We start from the raw sequence: 16,760 nt of genomic DNA, 5'->3' as shown, positions 1-16,760 counted from the left end.
TCTAAAAGAACCGGTGAGTCCGGGCACCCAACGAGGAGTACATCCATGAGCATGGAATTCTATACACTCGGCAATAGCGGCCTGAAGGTGACACGGCTTGCACTCGGCACCATGACCTTCGGCACCGAATGGGGTTGGGGATCGGACAAGGAAGCGGCTCGCGCCATCTTCAACGCCTATGTCGATGCCGGCGGCAATTTCTTCGATACGGCCGATGCCTATACCGGCGGAACATCGGAAACTTGGCTTGGCGAGTTCATTGCCGAACGGGGACTGCGCGACGACGCCGTGATCTCGACGAAGTTCACCATGAACCTCTCGGCTCAAACACCCAACGCAGCCGGCAATGGTCGCAAGAACATATTGCGGGCCGTCGAAGCCTCGCTGAAGCGGCTGAACACCGACCATATCGATCTCTATCTGATGCATTGCTGGGACCGCCTGACCCCGCCGGAAGAGGTGATGCGTACCTTCGACGATCTTGTCCGCGCGGGAAAAGTGCTTCATGTCGGTCTATCCGACGTGCCGGCCTGGTACGCCAGCCGAGCCCAGGCTGTCGCCGAATACCGCGGCTACGAGCCGATATCGGCTCTGCAGCTGGAATATTCGCTGGCCGAGCGCAATATCGAAAACGAGTTCGTACCCTTCGGCACACGCTATGGAGCCGGCATAATGGCGTGGAGCCCGCTGGCGAGCGGTCTTTTGAGCGGCAAATATCGTCCAAGCGCTACGCAACAGACGGATGGCCGGCTTGAAACAGTGCGCGGCACCACAAATCCCGGCTTTCAGAAGTTCAACGAGCGCAACTGGGCTATCGTTGCGGAGCTGGAAAAGGTGTCGGCCGAGCTTGGCCGCAGCATGGCCCAGGTGGCGGTCAACTGGGCGATGACCCAGCCGGGCCTGGCCTCGATCATCATCGGCGCCACCAAGCTCGAGCAGCTGAAAGACAATCTCGGCGCCTTGGACTTCCAGATCCCGGCGGAGTTGCGTCAACGGCTCGATGACGTCAGTGCCCTGCAGCCAACCTTCCCCTATTCCTTCTTTGGATCGGAAATCCAGGGAGCGATGACCGGCGGCCAAACGGTCGGCGACAAGCCGGTCGGTTACTATCCGGATCTGAATATTTCGGGGAAGTTTGCGGGCGTTAGCTGACGTTGCGTGTAGGGAATTGGTTTGCGTCGGTAGCAATGCCGGCGCAAAACCCGTCATAATGCAGGGGTGCCTTGTTTCCTCCGACTTCTGCTGCTACTGAGCCCGCCGTGGCTTCAGGGAGCCATAAAATCCGGTCGCAGCCCACCCGGTCAAAACAAGGGATCCTGAATTATGAAGACTATCGTCGTCTGCTCCGGCGGACTGGACTCTGTTTCGCTCGCCCATAAGGTCGCAGCCGAACATCAGCTTATCGGCCTCGTCTCCTTCGACTATGGTCAACGGCATCGCAAGGAAGTAGAATTCGCCGCGGCCTGCGCAAAACGCCTCGGCGTGCCGCATGAGATCATCGACATCACGGCCATCGGCAAACACTTGACCGGATCGGCTCTCACCGACGACATTGACGTGCCGGACGGCCACTATGCCGAAGAGAGCATGAAGACGACCGTGGTCCCGAACCGCAACGCCATCATGCTCGCGATCGCCTTCGGGCTCGCGGCTGCGCAGAAGGCGGATGCGGTCGCCGTTGCGGTTCATGGCGGCGATCATTTCATCTATCCGGATTGTCGGCCCGGTTTCATCGATGCGTTCCAGCAGATGCAGAACCATGCGCTGGACGGCTATGCCAGCGTCTCGCTCTATGCGCCTTTCGTGACCGTCTCGAAGGCCGATATCGTCACAGATGGCGCGCGACATCAGACGCCCTTTGCCGAAACCTGGTCCTGCTACAAAGGCGGCGAGCGTCATTGCGGGCGCTGCGGCACCTGCGTCGAACGGCGCGAGGCCTTTCATCTCGCGGGCATCGCGGATCCGACCGACTACGAAGATCCGGATTTCTGGGTGTCGGCGACATCAGGCTTTTCAGCTGAAGAGGTGAAGTGATGTTCCGTATTACCAAGGAATTTCACTTCTCTGCGTCGCATCAGCTCTCGCATTTGCCCGACGATCACCAGTGCGCGCGGCTGCATGGGCATAATTATATCGTCGTTGTGGAGCTTTCGGCCGGTGAACTGGATGCCAACGGCTTCGTGCGCGATTATCACGAGCTTCAGCCGCTGAAGCGCTATATCGACGATGAATTCGACCATCGCCATCTCAACGATGTCCTCGGCCATGATCGCATCACGTCGGAGTATCTGGCCAAGCATTTCTACGACTGGTGCAAGGTTCGACTGCCGGAGACCTCCGCAGTGCGTGTCAGCGAGACGCCAAAAACCTGGGCGGAATATCGGCCATGAGCGCGTCGCGCATTCGCGTCAGCGAGATATTCGGGCCGACGATCCAGGGCGAGGGCATCCTGATTGGCCTTCCGACGGTTTTTGTGCGCACCGGCGGCTGCGACTACCGCTGTTCGTGGTGCGATACGCTGCATGCGGTCGATAGCGAATACCGCGACCAATGGCGGCCGATGTCGGTTGACGAAATCTGGCAAGAGGTGACGCGCCTTTCCGGTGGCAAGCCGCTGACGATATCGCTTTCGGGCGGCAATCCGGCAATCCAGCCGCTTGGCCCATTGATCGCGCATGGTCATGCCGAAGGCTATCGCTTCGCGTTGGAAACGCAGGGAAGTGTCGCTAAAGAGTGGTTTGCCGAGCTCGATACGCTGGTCTTGAGCCCGAAGCCGCCATCGAGCGGCATGGTGACGGATTGGGCCGCTTTCGACGACTGTCTGCGCATGGCTGAGAATGGACCGCAGATCGCGCTGAAGATCGTTGTGTTCGATGACGCGGACTATGCTTATGCACAGGAAGCCGCTTCCCGCTATCCGCATCTGCCGCTCTATCTGCAGCCCGGCAACCATACACCGCCGCCGCCGGATGAAGAGGATGCGGTTGTCGACATAGAGGGTGTCATGGACCGGATGCGCTGGCTGGTGGACAAGGTTTGTGATGACAGATGGTTCGAGGCGCGGGTTCTCCCGCAGCTGCATGTGCTCATCTGGGGTAACAGACGCGGCGTCTGAGCGTGAACCGAGCCTTATTGCCAGCTTGATGTCGCGACGGTCGCAACATAACTCAATATTTTCGAATACAGCTACATGAAGCGCCTGCTATTCCTCCCCGGAGCGGCATCGCAGGCGCGTGCGTGACAGATGCGCGGTCCGGTGAGATAGTTTTGCGCGCGATGGTTCGCGTATCCGGCATACCAGCGAAAGCAGCGAGCGCGACATGGCGACAACAGATCAATCTCATATTCTCATCGTCGAGGACGATGCCGATATAGCGGGGATGCTGGTCGAACTCGTGCGCAGCAATGGCTTCAGGGCTGTTTCCGCGCCGAACGGTGCGGAAATGGATCGTATGCTGGTGCGGCAAAGTTTCGATCTCATCGTGCTCGATGCTATGCTGCCCGGAGAAGACGGCTTCAGCATCTGCCGGCGTCTGCGTGCGGATAAAACCATTCCGATCCTCATGCTGACAGCTCTACAAGAAGACATCGATCGGATTCTGGGCCTCGAACTCGGCGCGGACGACTATGTGACGAAGCCTTTCAATTCCAGGGAGTTAATGGCTCGTATTAAAAGCATTCTGCGAAGAGCTTCCTATGCTCAGCAACCGGATGACAGCCTTATGCCCATGTCCTTTTCCGGTTGGCGCATCGACCCCAAGAGCCGGCAGCTATTCGATTCCGACGGCGCGGAAGTTTCCATGACAACAGCCGAGTTCGATCTGCTTCTCGCTTTCTGCCGCAATCCCAACCGGATATTGACGCGCGAGCAGCTTCTGTCGATGACGCATGCCGGTTCGGCCGGGCCGGTGGAGCGCAGCATCGATGCCCATATCAGCCGCGTGCGCCAGAAGATCGAGCCAAATCTCAAGGAGCCGTCCTTCATCAAGACGGTGCGGCTCGGCGGCTATCTCTTTGCATCCAAGGTGGAGCGGCTGGCATGATCAACTTTCGTACAGCCTCCATACGCACGCAGATCCTCGTACTTGCGACGCTGTTGACAGTCCTCGTTTCCGTCGTTGCCACGCTCTCCGAGCCGTATATCTACGGTCGCCATGACAAGGGCATCCAGATTGGCTTGCTCGCCGGCAGGATCGAGTTGGTCATGGACCAGTTCCGGCGCACTCGCACGGAGGAAGAGGAAGCAGCGGTTCTCTCGTCTGCAGCGACTCTGGGCATTCAGGTGGAAAAGGCATCTCCCGAACAAGTACGGGACGCAGATAGTGCGGATAAACCGGGCGATATCCTAATACGCGTGCGTGCTTTGCTTGAGGGTGGCTTTTTCCAAACTATCGAGTGGCTGCTTGCCGGCGCGTCGCAATCCCATGTGCTCCTGCTGAAAGTGGATGCCACGCGCGCACTCGTCTTTCACATGCCGGTCTTTTCGCCTTATCTCTGGCTTTTGCCGGCCGTGGCGAGCGGGGTTTTGAAGATCGTCATTCCGCTTGCGCTTTTGGCCTATTTCAGCAGCCGGCTGATCACCCACCCAGTTGCCCGCTTCGCGGCTGCCGCCGAGGAGGCGAGCATGGACGACAATCTGGAGAAACCTTTCGCTACCGAAGGCGCCGCGGAGATCAGGAGTCTTGCCACCTCGCTGAACATCATGCGCAGCCGCATCCTGGAGATGGTCGACAGCCGGACTCGAATGCTGAGCTCGATCAGCCATGATCTGAGGACGCCGTTGACCAGGCTGCGGATGCGGGCCGAGCATTGCGCACAGCCAGATCTGCAGCGTCAGATGCTCGCCGACATCACCACTCTCGGCAATATGATCGACGAAAGCCTGGCATTCCTGACGAATGCCTATCACAGCGTGCCATCCCGCAAGGTCGATATCTCAAGCCTGCTCCAGACGATCGCGACCGATTTTTCCGAGACGGGCATTGATGTGAGCTTCAGCGGGCCTCGGCGGCTCACCTGTATATGCAGGCCGGAATCCATCACACGGGCAGTGAACAATCTGGTCGAAAACGCCTCGCGCTACGCAAATCACATTGAGATCGAATTGCAGAGCGCGGCTGAAGGTGGTGTGCTGATCAGGGTCAGTGACAACGGGCCGGGCTTGAGCGACGAACTAAAGGCGCGCGCGCTGGAGCCGTTTTTCAAGGTCGACAAGGCCCGCACGACGGGTACAGGCGGTGGTTTCGGCCTCGGCCTGCCGACCGCCGAAGGAATTGTTCGGAAAGGACATGGCGGACGGATGACATTGAGCGATCGCAAGCCCCACGGCCTGATCGTCGAAATCAATCTTCCCTCCGGGCGGGAGCAAAGCGAGGTTAGGCTGGCCGGCGCATCACGCAGGTAGCCTAACGCTTTGGGCCTATCAGTCCCCATGCTTGCGGGCAGGCGGCTTGCTGGCGCGCGGATGCAAGACCCGCGAACATTTCCGCACATTAAAGAAAACACCGCAATCCGGCGAAGCAATAGAGCTGGCCCTGGCAAAATCCATTCACATTCCTCCAGGAGCCAAATCATTGCTCAGACCCTCTTTCGCCAGCGGCACGCTGATTGCCCTCTGTTTGGCTGTTGCCGGCTGCACGACAGCCGACCCGACCGTCTATTCAGGCTTGGCCTCAGCGCCACAACTCCGACCCAACACCCAGGATCAGACAGGTCGCACACCCTATCGATATAAAGGGCCCGTCGACTGGCGATCCTATAGCAAGATCATCGTCGATCCAGTTTCCGTCTATGGCGGTCCGGACAGTCAGTTCGTCAAGATCGCGGATGCGGACAAGTCGCTGCTTGCAGCCTACATGCAGCAACAATTTGTCGAGAAGCTTAGAACCCGCTTTGCAATCGCGACTATTCCAGGTCCCGGCACACTTCGGCTTCATTTGACGCTGACCGGCGCCAAGACCACAACGCCGGTGCTCGGCCCATTCACGCATATCGACGTCGGGGGCGGGGTCTACAACACCGTACAGTCGGCTCGCGGCCGCGAAGGCTCCATGACGGGCTCCGTCAATTACGCAGTGGAACTCTACGATGCCTCGACTAACCGCCTACTGCTCGCTTACGTGACCAAGCAATATCCGAACGCGCTCAATATCGGCGCGAGCTTCTCATCGCTGGAAGCCTCGAAGGTCGGCATTCGGAAAGGCGCCGAGGCTCTGCTCGCGGAGATCCAGTAATCGGCCACGGTCCATTACGTTGCCTCGCCGCCACGATTGCTATGGCGAGGCAACAGCCTGACGCTTCCTGGATCGCTCGCGCAACGAGCGCTCAATCTCGTCAGGATTAGTCTTGCTCGGAACGATCCGAGGCCTCGCTCGTTGTGTGATTCACGTCGCCATCGAAGATTTCCGACAACGTTTTCAGGATCTGCTGCACGCCCGGATGGTCGCAAGTATAATATCTAAACTGCGCCTGACGGCGCACTTTGACAATTCCGGAATGATAAAGTCGCGTCAAATGTTGGCTCAGTGCAGACTGAGATATTCCTAGCTTTTTAGCCAGGCTGTTTACGTCTTCCTCGTGCCCGGACAAGTAGATGCAAACTTCCAGGCGTTTCGGATTGGCAAGCTGGCTGAGAAGATCTGCGTGATATGTGAGACGCTCGTCTTCTGTAGTTTGATCTGAGTACATGACGCGGTCCGTCGTTTATAGCGAAAGCTGTTGACCTTCGAAGGTCAGATGTCACGCGATAAAAAACGCAAAAGTTGCAAAATTATGTTCGGAATTATTTGCAATATGCTGCGCTCCTCGCGGGGCAACCAGTCCTCCCACTCAGGCAGATCGGCATTGATCAACCCTTCGTCAATCGACAAGTAGGGTCGTATTGTGATTTGTGAATATGTGAAGCAGCCGTTTTGCAATTATTCTGTAACAAAATCGAACGAACTGCCTTGTTTTTGTCCGGCTTTTGACATCGCACTGCAAATTAAACCGCTTATCTTCCTTAGTAACGAACAGGAGATAACGATGACCCATAGGGACCTGACGATCGCCCAAGTTCTTAAAGACCCCTTGATCCGGCAGGTCATGCGGGCGGATCGCATCTCTGTTGCCGGCATGGCAAATCTGTTGCAGGACGCTGCGCACAGGCAACAGCTCGCGCAAGGGCTCTCCTTGTCGGCTGGCCGCGCGTCGATCGCCAAGACATCGACGCGGACCAACACTCAGATCGATTTGCGCTAGTTTGGTTGCTGCCATCTCCCAGTGCACCTCCATAAAGGAGAAACCGGCCGACGGTTCATCGGCCGGTTCGTTGTCAAAGTGCGCCACTCCGGTTGAGCGAAATCGCGTATACACTGGTGGTTGCGGTCATGAAGAGCTTGTGTTTGCCACGACCTCCGAAGCAGAGGTTGGAAACCGTCTCCGGCACCAGGATCTTGCCCATCAAATGACCGTCAGGCGCGATACAATGAACACCATCGGCCGCCGATGACCAGAGATTGCCATCGCTATCGAGCCGCATGCCATCGGCACAGCCCGGCGAAATCACATGGAATACCTCTCCGCCAGACAGGCGCCAGTTCTCGCCGACATTGAAGACGCGAATGTGCTGGGGATCACTGATATGCATGCGGCCGGTATCGGCGACATAGAGTTTCTTTTCGTCCGGGCTGAATGCGAGCCCATTCGGGCAATTGAAGTCCGTCAGCACCGCCTGCATGGTGCCGGATGGGTCGACACGATAAACATTGCAGGGCAGCTCCTGCTCACTTCTGTGACCCTCATAATCGGTGGCGATGCCGTAGTGAGGGTCGCTGAACCAGATGGCGCCGTCGGAAGCGACGATGACGTCATTCGGCGAATTCAGCCGCTTGCCCTGATAACTATCGGCAATCACGGTGATCGATCCATCATATTCGGTACGCGTCACGCGCCTGCCGCCGTGCTCGCAGCTGACGAGGCGGCCCTGCCGGTCGCGCGTATGGCCGTTCGAGAAGTTCGATGGCTCGCGGAATATGCTGGTACCGATGCCAGGTATCCAACGCATGATACGATTGTTGGGAATGTCGGAGAAGAGCAGGCAGTTCAGATCCCCGAACCAGACCGGTCCCTCGACCCAGTCGAACCCCGTGGCAATCTGCTTGACGGGAGCGTTGCCGAGGACAAATTTCCCGAAAGCGGGATCCATGATCTCGAAGAACGACATTGTGACAATACCTCCCATAATGTTACATCGCATGATCGATGTGTTATCGATAACATATCCAAATGAGTCCGCAAGCTGGGAGAATAGTGCATGAGCCATATTCTGACGTCGAGTGTCTTGAGCGACGAGGGTGTGATGACGTTGCTGACATCGGCCATTTCGGCCGCCAACGCGATGGGGCAGCCGCAATGCATCGTCATCGTCGATCAGAGCGGCGTGACGCTCGGTTCTTTCCGCATGCGCGGCTCGCGCTTCCAGTCGCTGAAAAGCGCGCTTGCCAAGGCGCAGACGGCTGCCTCGATCGGTGCGCCGAGCAATTCCCTGCCGGAACATGCGAGGGTGCCACTGGCGATCGCCACGCATGGCGAGATGACGGGTTTGCGCGGCGGCTTGCCCATCCGTATTGCCGGTGTGCTCTTGGGCGGTATCGGGGTTGGATCAGGCTCCGGCGAACAGGACGAACAGGTGGCACTTGCTGCCCTTAAGGCGATCGGCGCTGATCTCGAATAGTTAAATCCGTTATATGAGATCCGCCTTTCCCAGACGGATCTCATGCTATTCCTTGCAGATCAGGCAAAAACGATCTGCGCCTTCATGGCCTTGCTGCGGTCCGAGGCGATCTCGAACGCGCTGATCGCATCGGCGAGCGGCACCGAATGGGTGATGAGTGGGCGCACGTCGATGAGACGCTTGCGCATCAGGTCAACACCGACCGCAAACTCCTCATGGAAGCGGAAGGACCCGCGCAACTCCAGCTCCTTGGCAGTGATTGCAAGCATCGGCAGGCTCATGTCGCCGCCGATGCCGAGCTGCACGATGATGCCGCGCGGTCTGAGCGCCGCAATGCCGCCGACAAGAGCGGCGGCAGCGCCCGAGCATTCATAGAGCACGTCGAAAGTGCCCTTGTCCGCTGAGTAGGCGGCAAGCGCTTCAGGATCGTCCCTGGTATTGATGATCCTGTCGGCTCCCGCTTCCTTGGCGAGTGACAGGGTGAAATCCGAAAGGTCGGTGGCAACGATCTCAGCCGCGCCGGCGCGGCGTGCGGCGAGGATCGACAGGACGCCGATCGGGCCGCACCCCGTGACCAGAACGCGCTTGCCGAGCATCTCGCCGGCGCGTCTGGTCGCATGCAGCGTAACGGCCAGCGGTTCAGCCATGGCAGCTTCGCCGGGCGTCAGGCCATCAGCCGGCACGCATTGAATGGCATCGGCGACGAGCGTCTCGCGAAACGCGCCTTGAATATGCGGGAAGGGCATGGCGCTGCCATAAAAGCGCATGTTTAGGCATTGGTTGGGCAATCCCTGCAGACAGTAGCGGCACGCTCCGCAAGGGCGCGAAGGGGAAACGGCGACGAGTTGGCCGATCTCGAGGCCTTGAACGCCGGACCCGAGCGCAATCACGGTCGCGCTGACCTCGTGGCCCAGGATCATCGGCTCCTTCAAGCGCACGGCGCCGAAGCCGCCGTGATGGTAGTAATGCAGGTCGCTGCCGCAGACCCCACCGGTGGCAAGCTTCAGCTTGACTTCTCCCGTACCCGGCTCTTCCTCCGGATAATCCTCGATCCGCAGATCCTTGGCGGCGTGAGCGACGATGGCCTTCATGTCTTTCTCCTCAAAGAACGGGTGTCGGCAATGCCTGCCCGGCGAAATGGGCGGTGAGATTGTCGCGGACGAGCTGACCCATGGCCTTGCGTGTCTCAATGGTGCCGGAGGCATGATGCGGCTGAAGCAGCACGTTGTCGAGCGCCAGGAAGCGCGGATTGAGCTTCGGCTCGCCTTCGAAGACATCGAGCGCAGCTGATCCGAGTTTGCCGGCTTCCAGCGCCTCCAGCAGCGCTTCCTCATCGATGTTTGATGCGCGGGAAATGTTGATCAACATGCCTTCCCGACCGAGCGCCTCAATCACCTGCCGCCCGACGATGTGGCGAGTCACAGCCGATGCTGCGAGTGTCACGAACAGGAAGTCCGATTGCTTTGCTAATTCAATTGGATCGGCCACGAAGGTCATGTCGGATGCAAAGGATTTTGCCTCGACATCGGAGTAAGCAATCTGCATATCGAAGCCCTTCAAGCGCTTAGCAACTTCGAAACCGATGCGGCCAAGGCCGAGCACGCCGGCACGCCGCCCCCAGACGCGGCGCTTGAGGGGGTAGAGACCTTTTTCAGCCCAGCTGCCGTCACGCACCCAGGTTTCGGCGCCGAGCATGCCGCGTGACTGGCAGAGCATCATCGCGATTCCAAGGTCGGCGACGTCATTGGTGAGCACGTCGGGGGTATTCGTCACCCGGATGCCGCGCTCGCGGCAAGCCTGCAGATCCACGGCATCGAAGCCAACGCCATAGACCGAAATGAGCTCCAGATTGGGGCAGGCCTCGATCATGGCGCGGTTTGCGCCGAGCTCGCCGCGCGTGGCGATTGCTTTGATCGACGGCCCGATTTCGGCTAGCATTTTGGCCTTGTCGATGGCCTCGAAGTAACGATGGACCTGAAATGCTGCATCGAGCGGTTCCTGATCCCATTGCGGATAGGGCCCGACCTGCAGGACTGATGGCTTGCTCATCTTTCGCATCTTCCCTTGACATCGAATGTTATCGATAACATAAACAAGACCAACAGTGCTTGTCGAGATAAAAAACGGAGGAAACGGTGTCTCTTGGCCTCTTCGATCTGAAAGGGCGGCTCGCCCTTGTTACGGGTTCATCGCAAGGCATCGGGCTTGCGCTCGCAAGGGGACTGGCGGCCGCCGGTGCCGAACTGGTGCTCAATGGTCGCGACGAGGAGAAGCTTGCCAAGGCGGCTGAAGGTTTCGAAGGCAAGGCCCATATCCTGCCATTCGACGCCACGGATCATGAGGCCGTGCGCCGCGCCGTCGACGCTTTCGAGGCGGATACGGGCGCGATCGATATTCTGGTGAACAATGCCGGCATGCAGTTCCGCACGCCGCTGGAGGATTTTCCCGCCGATGCCTTCGAACGGTTGCTGCGCACGAACGTATCGAGCGTCTTCAATGTCGGGCAGGCGGTGGCACGGCACATGATCAAGCGAAAGGCCGGCAAGATCATCAACATTGCCAGCGTGCAGACGGCGCTGGCGCGTCCCTCGATCGCTCCCTATACCGCGACCAAGGGTGCCGTCGGCAATCTCACCAAGGGCATGGCGACGGATTGGGCGAAGCATGGGCTGCAATGCAATGCCATCGCGCCCGGTTATTTCGATACGCCATTGAATGCGGCGCTTGTCGCTGACGCCGATTTCTCGGCGTGGCTGGAAAAGCGCACGCCGGCCGGCCGCTGGGGGCAGGTCGAAGAACTCGTCGGCGCCTGCATCTTTCTTGCATCCGATGCATCCTCCTTTGTCAACGGACATGTCCTTTATGTCGATGGTGGCATTACTGCCTCGCTCTGACGAACGGCCATCACACCGTTTCGTCGTCATGGGCGTCAGCGGCTGTGGCAAGTCTTCAGTCGGCGCGATACTGGCCGCCCATCTTGCCGGCATCTATGTCGACGGCGACGATTTGCACCCGGCCGCTAACGTCGCCAAGATGCGCGTCGGCATCCCATTGACCGATGGCGATCGCTGGCCCTGGCTCGATAAGGTTGGTGCGTGTCTGGCACTGGCAGACGATACCGCGTTGATCGGATGTTCGGCATTGAAGCGCGTCTATCGCGATCGGATCCGCGCAGCGGTCGGCGCGCCGGTTTTCTTCATTCATCTTGCCGGCACAAAAGAGATCATCTTGCGACGTATGGAGGCGCGGCAGGATCATTTCATGCCACCGGCACTGCTGGACAGTCAGTTTGCAGCGCTTGAACCACCCGGTTCCGACGAGTGGGCAATTACCGTCGATATCGACCAGCCGCTGGATGCGATCGTGGCTGCGATCATCGCCGCATTGGAGGAGAAATAATCATGAGCAACAGAGTGGCGCTGATCGGCGCCGGCGCGATGGGCGGAGCCATCGGCACCCGTTTGGTGGAGACCGGCAACAGCTTGACGGTTTTCGATCTCGATAGGGAAAAGGTGGCAGCGCTCACCGGCAAGGGGGCGAGTGCTGCCGACACAGCCGCCGCGGCCGCCGCGGCATCGGATTTCGTCATCCTGAGCCTGAATTCTCCCGGGATCGTCCGTGCGGCGGTTTTCGGCCCGCGTGGTGTTGCTGAGGGGGCAAAGCCGGGCACCTTGATCATCGACATGTCGTCGATCGATCCCGATGCGACCAAGGCACTGGCGGCGGACGCCGCGGAAAAGGGATTGCGCTGGGTGGACAGTCCGCTTTCGGGCGGCGCGCCAAAGGCGCTGATCGGGCAGCTGACGCTGATGGCTGGCGGTAACGAGCAGGATGTCGCGGACGCGCATCAGGTGTTGCAGCATGTCGCTTCGAACTACACCCACATGGGGCCTGTCGGCGCAGGCCAGACGACAAAGCTCATCAACCAGGTTCTCTGCGCATTGAATTTCCTTGCGGTCGCCGAAGCGACGCAACTGGCGCTCGATGCGGGGGTCGATGCGGCAAAGATTCCGCAGGCACTGAAGGGAGGGCGGGCCGATAGCGCCATCCTTCAGGAATATATGCCGCGTTATGTCACCAAGGATTATCGGCGTACCGGCCGGATCGACAACATGGTCAAGGATCTGAACGGCGCCCAGGATCTTGCCCGGCGCACCAATACGGCCATGCCGCTGACGGCTGCCTGCGCCGAGATCCATCGCATGCTGACGGCCGCCGGCCTCGGCGGCGAGGATCAGGCGGCATTGATGGAATTCTTCAAGGGTCCGAACAAGGAGATCGCCGGATGATTACCCGCTATGCACTATTCGAAGGCAAGGTCAGGGATGGGGAGGCCGAGGCCTTTCGCACCGCTGTCATGGAGACGATCCTGCCGAAATGGAAACAGTTTCCAGGCGCGCTCGATGTGCGTGTGACATTTGGCGAAGCGCGCGATGAAGGCGCCCCGGAATTTCCGATGATTCTGGCCGTCAATTATCCGGATATGGCGGCAGTTGAGACGGCTCTCGCCAGTCCCGTCCGCACCGAGGCCCGGGCGGCGACGGAAGCCGTACTCTCGCGCTTTTTCGAGGGGCGGATCCATCATCATGTCACTCTCGCTCATGAGTTCGAGCTCTGAGCGGTCTTCCTCCCATTTCTTCTCGACACGGAGCCGTGAGGCTCCGTGCTCATATAGAGAGATGCATGGAGGGCAGCTCTTGCCATTCAGGGATGAGGCATACTACTCTTATGGTAACGATAACATAGGCCATTGATGAGTAACGATCGCAAAACACCCACTATGGCAGACATAGCCCGCGTCCTGGGCGTTTCGCCGATGACTGTGTCGCGCGCCTTCAAGGCCGACAGCCTTGTGAGCCCGGAGACCCGAGAAGCCATTTTGAAGGCGGCGGAAGAGCTGGGTTATGTCTTCGACAGCACGGCTGCCAATCTGCGCTCGCAAAAATCCGGCTTTGTCGCTGTCACCATTCCCTCCATCAACAACGCCAATTTTGCCGATACGGTCGGTGGTCTCTCCGATACGCTCGCCAAGCGGGATATGCAGATCCTGCTCGGCTACACGAACTACGATATCGATGAAGAGGAGCGGCTGATCGAGCAGCTTTTGCGCCGCAAACCGCAGGCGATCGTCGTAACCGGCGGGACTCATACCGAGCGCGCGCGCCGGCTTTTGCAGACGGTGGCGATCCCGGTGATCGAGACATGGGACATCCCCGCCGATCCCATCGGCCATTATGTCGGGTTCTCCAACAGGGCTGTCATGCGCGACATGGTGGATCACTTCGTATCTCTCGGCTGTCGCCGCATTGCCTTTATCGGGGGCGATGTCGCAAGGGATTCACGCGGCAGCGAACGCCGACTTGGTTTTGTCGCGGCGATGCAGGCGCATGGGCTGGATGCGACCAGGTTGATCGCTGCCGGCTCACCGCCGATTTCGATGCGCGAAGGCGCCAATGCCATGGCGAAGCTGATCGATCTCTATCCAGATACCGAAGCCGTCGTTTGCGTCTCGGATCTTGCCGCTTATGGCGCGCTCACGGAATGCCGCCGCCTCGGCGTTCCCGTGCCGGAGCGGTTTTTCATCGGCGGCTTCGGTAATTATGAGATCGGCGAGGTCTGTGTGCCGACGCTGACGACGATCAATGTTTTTGCCCGGGAAATAGGCGTGCGGACTGCACAATTGATCCTCGATATATTGGACGATATCCAGCCGGCCGGCGATGTCGGCATTTCGCCGCAGCTGATCGTGCGTGAAAGCAGCCGGCGATAGCGACTGACTCTCCTTTGTAAAATGGCGCGATCCGAGACCGCGCCATTTTCGTTTCAAGCTCGGATCACTTGGTCCAGAGCTTTTTGTACTCGTTCCGGTAACCGTTGTCCGGATCGAAGCTGTTGTTCGGGCCGCCGTCGGACTGAATGTTGTCCGATGTTACCACATGCAACGGTGAGAGGTATCCGGACCACTTCTCGCCGGAGAAAGCACGATTGAGCTCATCGACGAGCTGCCAGCCCTGGAGATTGAGGGGCTCGGCAACGGTTACCTTCTGATATCGACCGGCGCGGATGCGCTCATAGGCCGATTGCGAGCCGTCGCCAGCGGCAACGTTGATCGGCGCGTCCGTGCCACCCTTGCCGGCGGAGGCGAGGGAGGGACCCATGAAGTCGAAATAGAGGTCGTTGATGGCGAGCGAATGCGTCCAGCTGTCACCGTACTTCTGCAGAAGAGAGGTCGTCAGCTGCGGCATGCGCTGCGAAGTCTCCGCAATCGGGGTGTCGACATATTCGAGCACCTTGCCGCCCAAACGCTCGATCTCCTGCTTCATCCTGTCGGCCTTGGCGATGGCGATCGCGTAGGTGGAGTCGGTAAAGATGATGACGCCAGGCTTGCCCTTCGCATCGACAAAGGCCCAATCGGCCGCAGCCTTGGAGACTTCCATGGCATCCGTGCTGACATTGGCGAAAAGGCCGTTCTTGTCGTCTGGGCCGATGGTGGGGCCGGCATGCCAGGCAACGAGCGGGATCTTGGCCGCTTTTGCCTCTTCCAGTGCCGGCGCCTGCTCGACCGCATCGAAGCCATCGATGATTATGCCGTCCGGCTTCAGTGCCATGGCCTGACCGAAGGCGGCCGTGCGTCCACCGATAGAGCCGGCACCGTCGAGCACCTTCACCTGCCAGCCGATCGTCTTTGCCGCTTCCTCGACGCCGTTGCTGACGCCGAGAATGCCGCCATTCTTGAGATCGCCGGCCAAAACGACGATCGTCTTGCCCGTCTGCGCCTTGGGTCCGGTCGTCGGACCGTCCCACTTGGTGACCGGCGTCGCATATTTATCGACGACGGCTTTCGCATCCGTCATCGGATCGGCATAGGCCTGGCTGGCGCATAATACGAGCACCGCGGTCGTAGTGTGCAGGAATTGTCTGCGTTTCATGTTGTCTTCTCCCTTTGGACATTCAAACTAAGATGATTTTCACTTTTCCGTCGGCTTGGCTGACAATTGCGGCGCCTGCACCGGGGCCATGCGCCCTGCGTGGCTGCGGCGTCGTTGCGCATAGCCGGCGATGCCGATGGCAACGAGCAGGGTGACGCCGTTGAACAGCGGCTCGACATAGAAGGAGCCGCCGAATTGCTGGATGCCGGCAATGCCGACCGCCAGGATGATGACGCCGATCATCGTGCCCCATACGTTGACGCGGCCGGGCTTGATGGTGGTGGAGCCGAGGAACGCGCCGACCAGCGCCGGCAGAAGATATTCAAGCCCGACGCTCGCCTGACCGATGCGAAGCTTGGAGGCGAGCAGGACGCCGGCGATGGCGGCAAGCGTGCCTGAGGTGACGAAAGCGCCGATGACGAAGCGACGGACGGGGATACCGTTCAAGGCAGCGGCCTTCGGGTTGGCGCCGATGGCATAGATGTAACGGCCGATCGGCAGATATTCGAGGACGATCCACATCACGAAGGCAAGCGCCAGAACGTAGATGCCGGTGATCGGCAGGCCGAAGACCATGGTGCCGTTCAGCGCATAGAAACCCTGCGGCAGCATGCCGACCACCTGCCGGCCTCCGGTGTGCCAGAGCGCTATCGCGTAGAGAACGGTGCCGGTGCCGAGCGTGGCGATGAAGCTGTCGATCTTGGCGATCTCAACCAGAAGGCCGTTCAGAAATCCGGTGAAGGCACCGAGCAGGATGACGATCAGCACGGCGATGGGCCAGGGCAGGCCGAACATCGTCTGCAGGCTGATTGCGAGGACATGCCAGAGCACGATGCCATAGCCGATGGTCAGGTCGATGCGTCCTGCCGCCATCGGGATCATCGCTGCCAGCGACAGGATGGCGATGATGGTCTTGTCTGACACGATCGAGCGCAGATTGAGCATCGTCGGGAAGGTCTGCGGCAGCATAATGGAAAACAACAGGATCAGCAGAGCCGTCAGGATGACGAGGCCGTAGACCGGCAGGAGGCGCTGGATTTTCTGTCCGAAGCTCATGGCAGACAGCTCGGAGCGAGTGGGCTCGAGCGCATTGGATTCGATCGATTGCATGGGTTTCC

General features: G+C 59.4%; 20 protein-coding genes. 14 read left to right on the top strand and 6 right to left on the bottom strand.

Annotated features, from left to right (window positions below; genetic code table 11):
• Positions 1 to 45 precede the first annotated feature (45 nt).
• From BSK43_RS29910 to BSK43_RS29880, 7 genes are all read left to right on the top strand, one after another.
• Positions 46 to 1,152, top strand: a complete 1,107-nt coding sequence (locus BSK43_RS29910) for an aldo/keto reductase (protein ID WP_077467170.1) — start codon at positions 46 to 48, stop codon at positions 1,150 to 1,152.
• Between the two features lie 171 nt (positions 1,153 to 1,323).
• On the top strand, positions 1,324 to 2,034 hold the full coding sequence (gene queC / locus BSK43_RS29905) for a 7-cyano-7-deazaguanine synthase QueC (protein WP_077467169.1): 711 nt from the start codon (positions 1,324 to 1,326) through the stop codon (positions 2,032 to 2,034).
• Entirely contained in the window at positions 2,034 to 2,390 is a 357-nt protein-coding gene (gene queD, locus BSK43_RS29900; protein WP_077467168.1) for a 6-carboxytetrahydropterin synthase QueD, read from the top strand. The genes queC and queD overlap by 1 nt, the downstream gene beginning before the upstream one ends.
• A complete protein-coding gene (gene queE / locus BSK43_RS29895; protein WP_077467167.1) occupies positions 2,387 to 3,115 on the top strand; it encodes a 7-carboxy-7-deazaguanine synthase QueE in 729 nt (242 codons plus the stop codon). Before queD ends, queE begins: the two co-directional genes overlap by 4 nt.
• 205 nt (positions 3,116 to 3,320) lie before the next feature.
• Positions 3,321 to 4,043: a response regulator transcription factor gene (locus BSK43_RS29890; RefSeq protein ID WP_077467166.1), complete on the top strand. Its 723-nt coding sequence runs from the start codon at positions 3,321 to 3,323 to the stop codon at positions 4,041 to 4,043.
• A complete protein-coding gene (locus tag BSK43_RS29885; RefSeq protein WP_077467165.1) occupies positions 4,040 to 5,404 on the top strand; it encodes an ATP-binding protein in 1,365 nt (454 codons plus the stop codon). The genes BSK43_RS29890 and BSK43_RS29885 overlap by 4 nt, the downstream gene beginning before the upstream one ends.
• Before the next feature lie 169 nt (positions 5,405 to 5,573).
• Positions 5,574 to 6,233 (top strand): DUF3313 domain-containing protein, encoded by a 660-nt coding sequence (locus BSK43_RS29880; protein ID WP_077467164.1) that lies wholly within the window; start codon positions 5,574 to 5,576, stop codon positions 6,231 to 6,233.
• A 106-nt stretch (positions 6,234 to 6,339) separates the two neighbouring features.
• On the opposite strand, the gene BSK43_RS29875 is transcribed toward BSK43_RS29880, so the two are convergent.
• Entirely contained in the window at positions 6,340 to 6,687 is a 348-nt protein-coding gene (locus BSK43_RS29875) for a metalloregulator ArsR/SmtB family transcription factor (protein WP_068392279.1), read from the bottom strand.
• A gap of 336 nt (positions 6,688 to 7,023) precedes the next feature.
• Between BSK43_RS29875 and BSK43_RS29870 the strand changes: the two genes are divergently transcribed.
• Positions 7,024 to 7,239: a hypothetical protein gene (locus BSK43_RS29870; protein ID WP_077467163.1), complete on the top strand. Its 216-nt coding sequence runs from the start codon at positions 7,024 to 7,026 to the stop codon at positions 7,237 to 7,239.
• A gap of 73 nt (positions 7,240 to 7,312) precedes the next feature.
• Here BSK43_RS29870 and BSK43_RS29865 read toward each other — a convergent pair whose 3' ends face one another.
• The gene (locus BSK43_RS29865) at positions 7,313 to 8,203 is read right to left on the bottom strand and encodes an SMP-30/gluconolactonase/LRE family protein (RefSeq protein WP_077467162.1); all 891 of its coding nucleotides are present in this window, start codon (positions 8,201 to 8,203) and stop codon (positions 7,313 to 7,315) included.
• A 90-nt stretch (positions 8,204 to 8,293) separates the two neighbouring features.
• Here BSK43_RS29865 and BSK43_RS29860 point away from each other — a divergent pair, with 90 nt between their 5' ends.
• Positions 8,294 to 8,713 (top strand): heme-binding protein, encoded by a 420-nt coding sequence (locus BSK43_RS29860; protein WP_077467161.1) that lies wholly within the window; start codon positions 8,294 to 8,296, stop codon positions 8,711 to 8,713.
• Positions 8,714 to 8,772: 59 nt separating this feature from the next.
• Here the strand turns inward: BSK43_RS29860 and BSK43_RS29855 are convergent, their stop codons facing one another.
• Positions 8,773 to 9,804, bottom strand: a complete 1,032-nt coding sequence (locus BSK43_RS29855) for an L-idonate 5-dehydrogenase (protein ID WP_077467160.1) — start codon at positions 9,802 to 9,804, stop codon at positions 8,773 to 8,775.
• 10 nt (positions 9,805 to 9,814) lie between these two features.
• The gene (locus BSK43_RS29850) at positions 9,815 to 10,762 is read right to left on the bottom strand and encodes a 2-hydroxyacid dehydrogenase (protein ID WP_077467159.1); all 948 of its coding nucleotides are present in this window, start codon (positions 10,760 to 10,762) and stop codon (positions 9,815 to 9,817) included.
• 86 nt (positions 10,763 to 10,848) lie between these two features.
• Between BSK43_RS29850 and BSK43_RS29845 the strand changes: the two genes are divergently transcribed.
• The 5 genes from BSK43_RS29845 to BSK43_RS29825 all read left to right on the top strand — a co-directional run bounded on the left by BSK43_RS29845 (position 10,849) and on the right by BSK43_RS29825 (position 14,483).
• Positions 10,849 to 11,607 carry an SDR family oxidoreductase gene (locus BSK43_RS29845; protein ID WP_077467158.1) on the top strand — a complete coding sequence of 253 codons (759 nt, stop codon included), beginning with the start codon at positions 10,849 to 10,851 and terminating at the stop codon, positions 11,605 to 11,607.
• Positions 11,582 to 12,112, top strand: a complete 531-nt coding sequence (locus BSK43_RS29840; protein WP_077467647.1) for a gluconokinase — start codon at positions 11,582 to 11,584, stop codon at positions 12,110 to 12,112. Before BSK43_RS29845 ends, BSK43_RS29840 begins: the two co-directional genes overlap by 26 nt.
• Before the next feature lie 2 nt (positions 12,113 to 12,114).
• Positions 12,115 to 13,002, top strand: a complete 888-nt coding sequence (locus BSK43_RS29835; protein ID WP_077467157.1) for an NAD(P)-dependent oxidoreductase — start codon at positions 12,115 to 12,117, stop codon at positions 13,000 to 13,002.
• Entirely contained in the window at positions 12,999 to 13,331 is a 333-nt protein-coding gene (locus tag BSK43_RS29830; RefSeq protein ID WP_068392306.1) for a hypothetical protein, read from the top strand. Before BSK43_RS29835 ends, BSK43_RS29830 begins: the two co-directional genes overlap by 4 nt.
• 135 nt (positions 13,332 to 13,466) lie before the next feature.
• On the top strand, positions 13,467 to 14,483 hold the full coding sequence (locus BSK43_RS29825) for a LacI family DNA-binding transcriptional regulator (protein WP_077467156.1): 1,017 nt from the start codon (positions 13,467 to 13,469) through the stop codon (positions 14,481 to 14,483).
• Positions 14,484 to 14,547: 64 nt separating this feature from the next.
• Here the strand turns inward: BSK43_RS29825 and BSK43_RS29820 are convergent, their stop codons facing one another.
• Complete coding sequence (locus BSK43_RS29820) at positions 14,548 to 15,642, bottom strand: substrate-binding domain-containing protein (RefSeq protein ID WP_077467155.1); 1,095 nt, start codon at positions 15,640 to 15,642, stop codon at positions 14,548 to 14,550.
• A gap of 39 nt (positions 15,643 to 15,681) precedes the next feature.
• Positions 15,682 to 16,752, bottom strand: a complete 1,071-nt coding sequence (locus BSK43_RS29815) for an ABC transporter permease (RefSeq protein WP_077467154.1) — start codon at positions 16,750 to 16,752, stop codon at positions 15,682 to 15,684.
• Between the last annotated feature and the right edge of the window lie 8 nt (positions 16,753 to 16,760).

The organism is Rhizobium sp. P44RR-XXIV (assembly GCF_001999485.2).
Lineage (GTDB): Bacteria > Pseudomonadota > Alphaproteobacteria > Rhizobiales > Rhizobiaceae > Rhizobium.
Note: the sequence above shows the minus strand (reverse complement) of the source record. Positions and strands in the feature narration are given on the sequence as shown.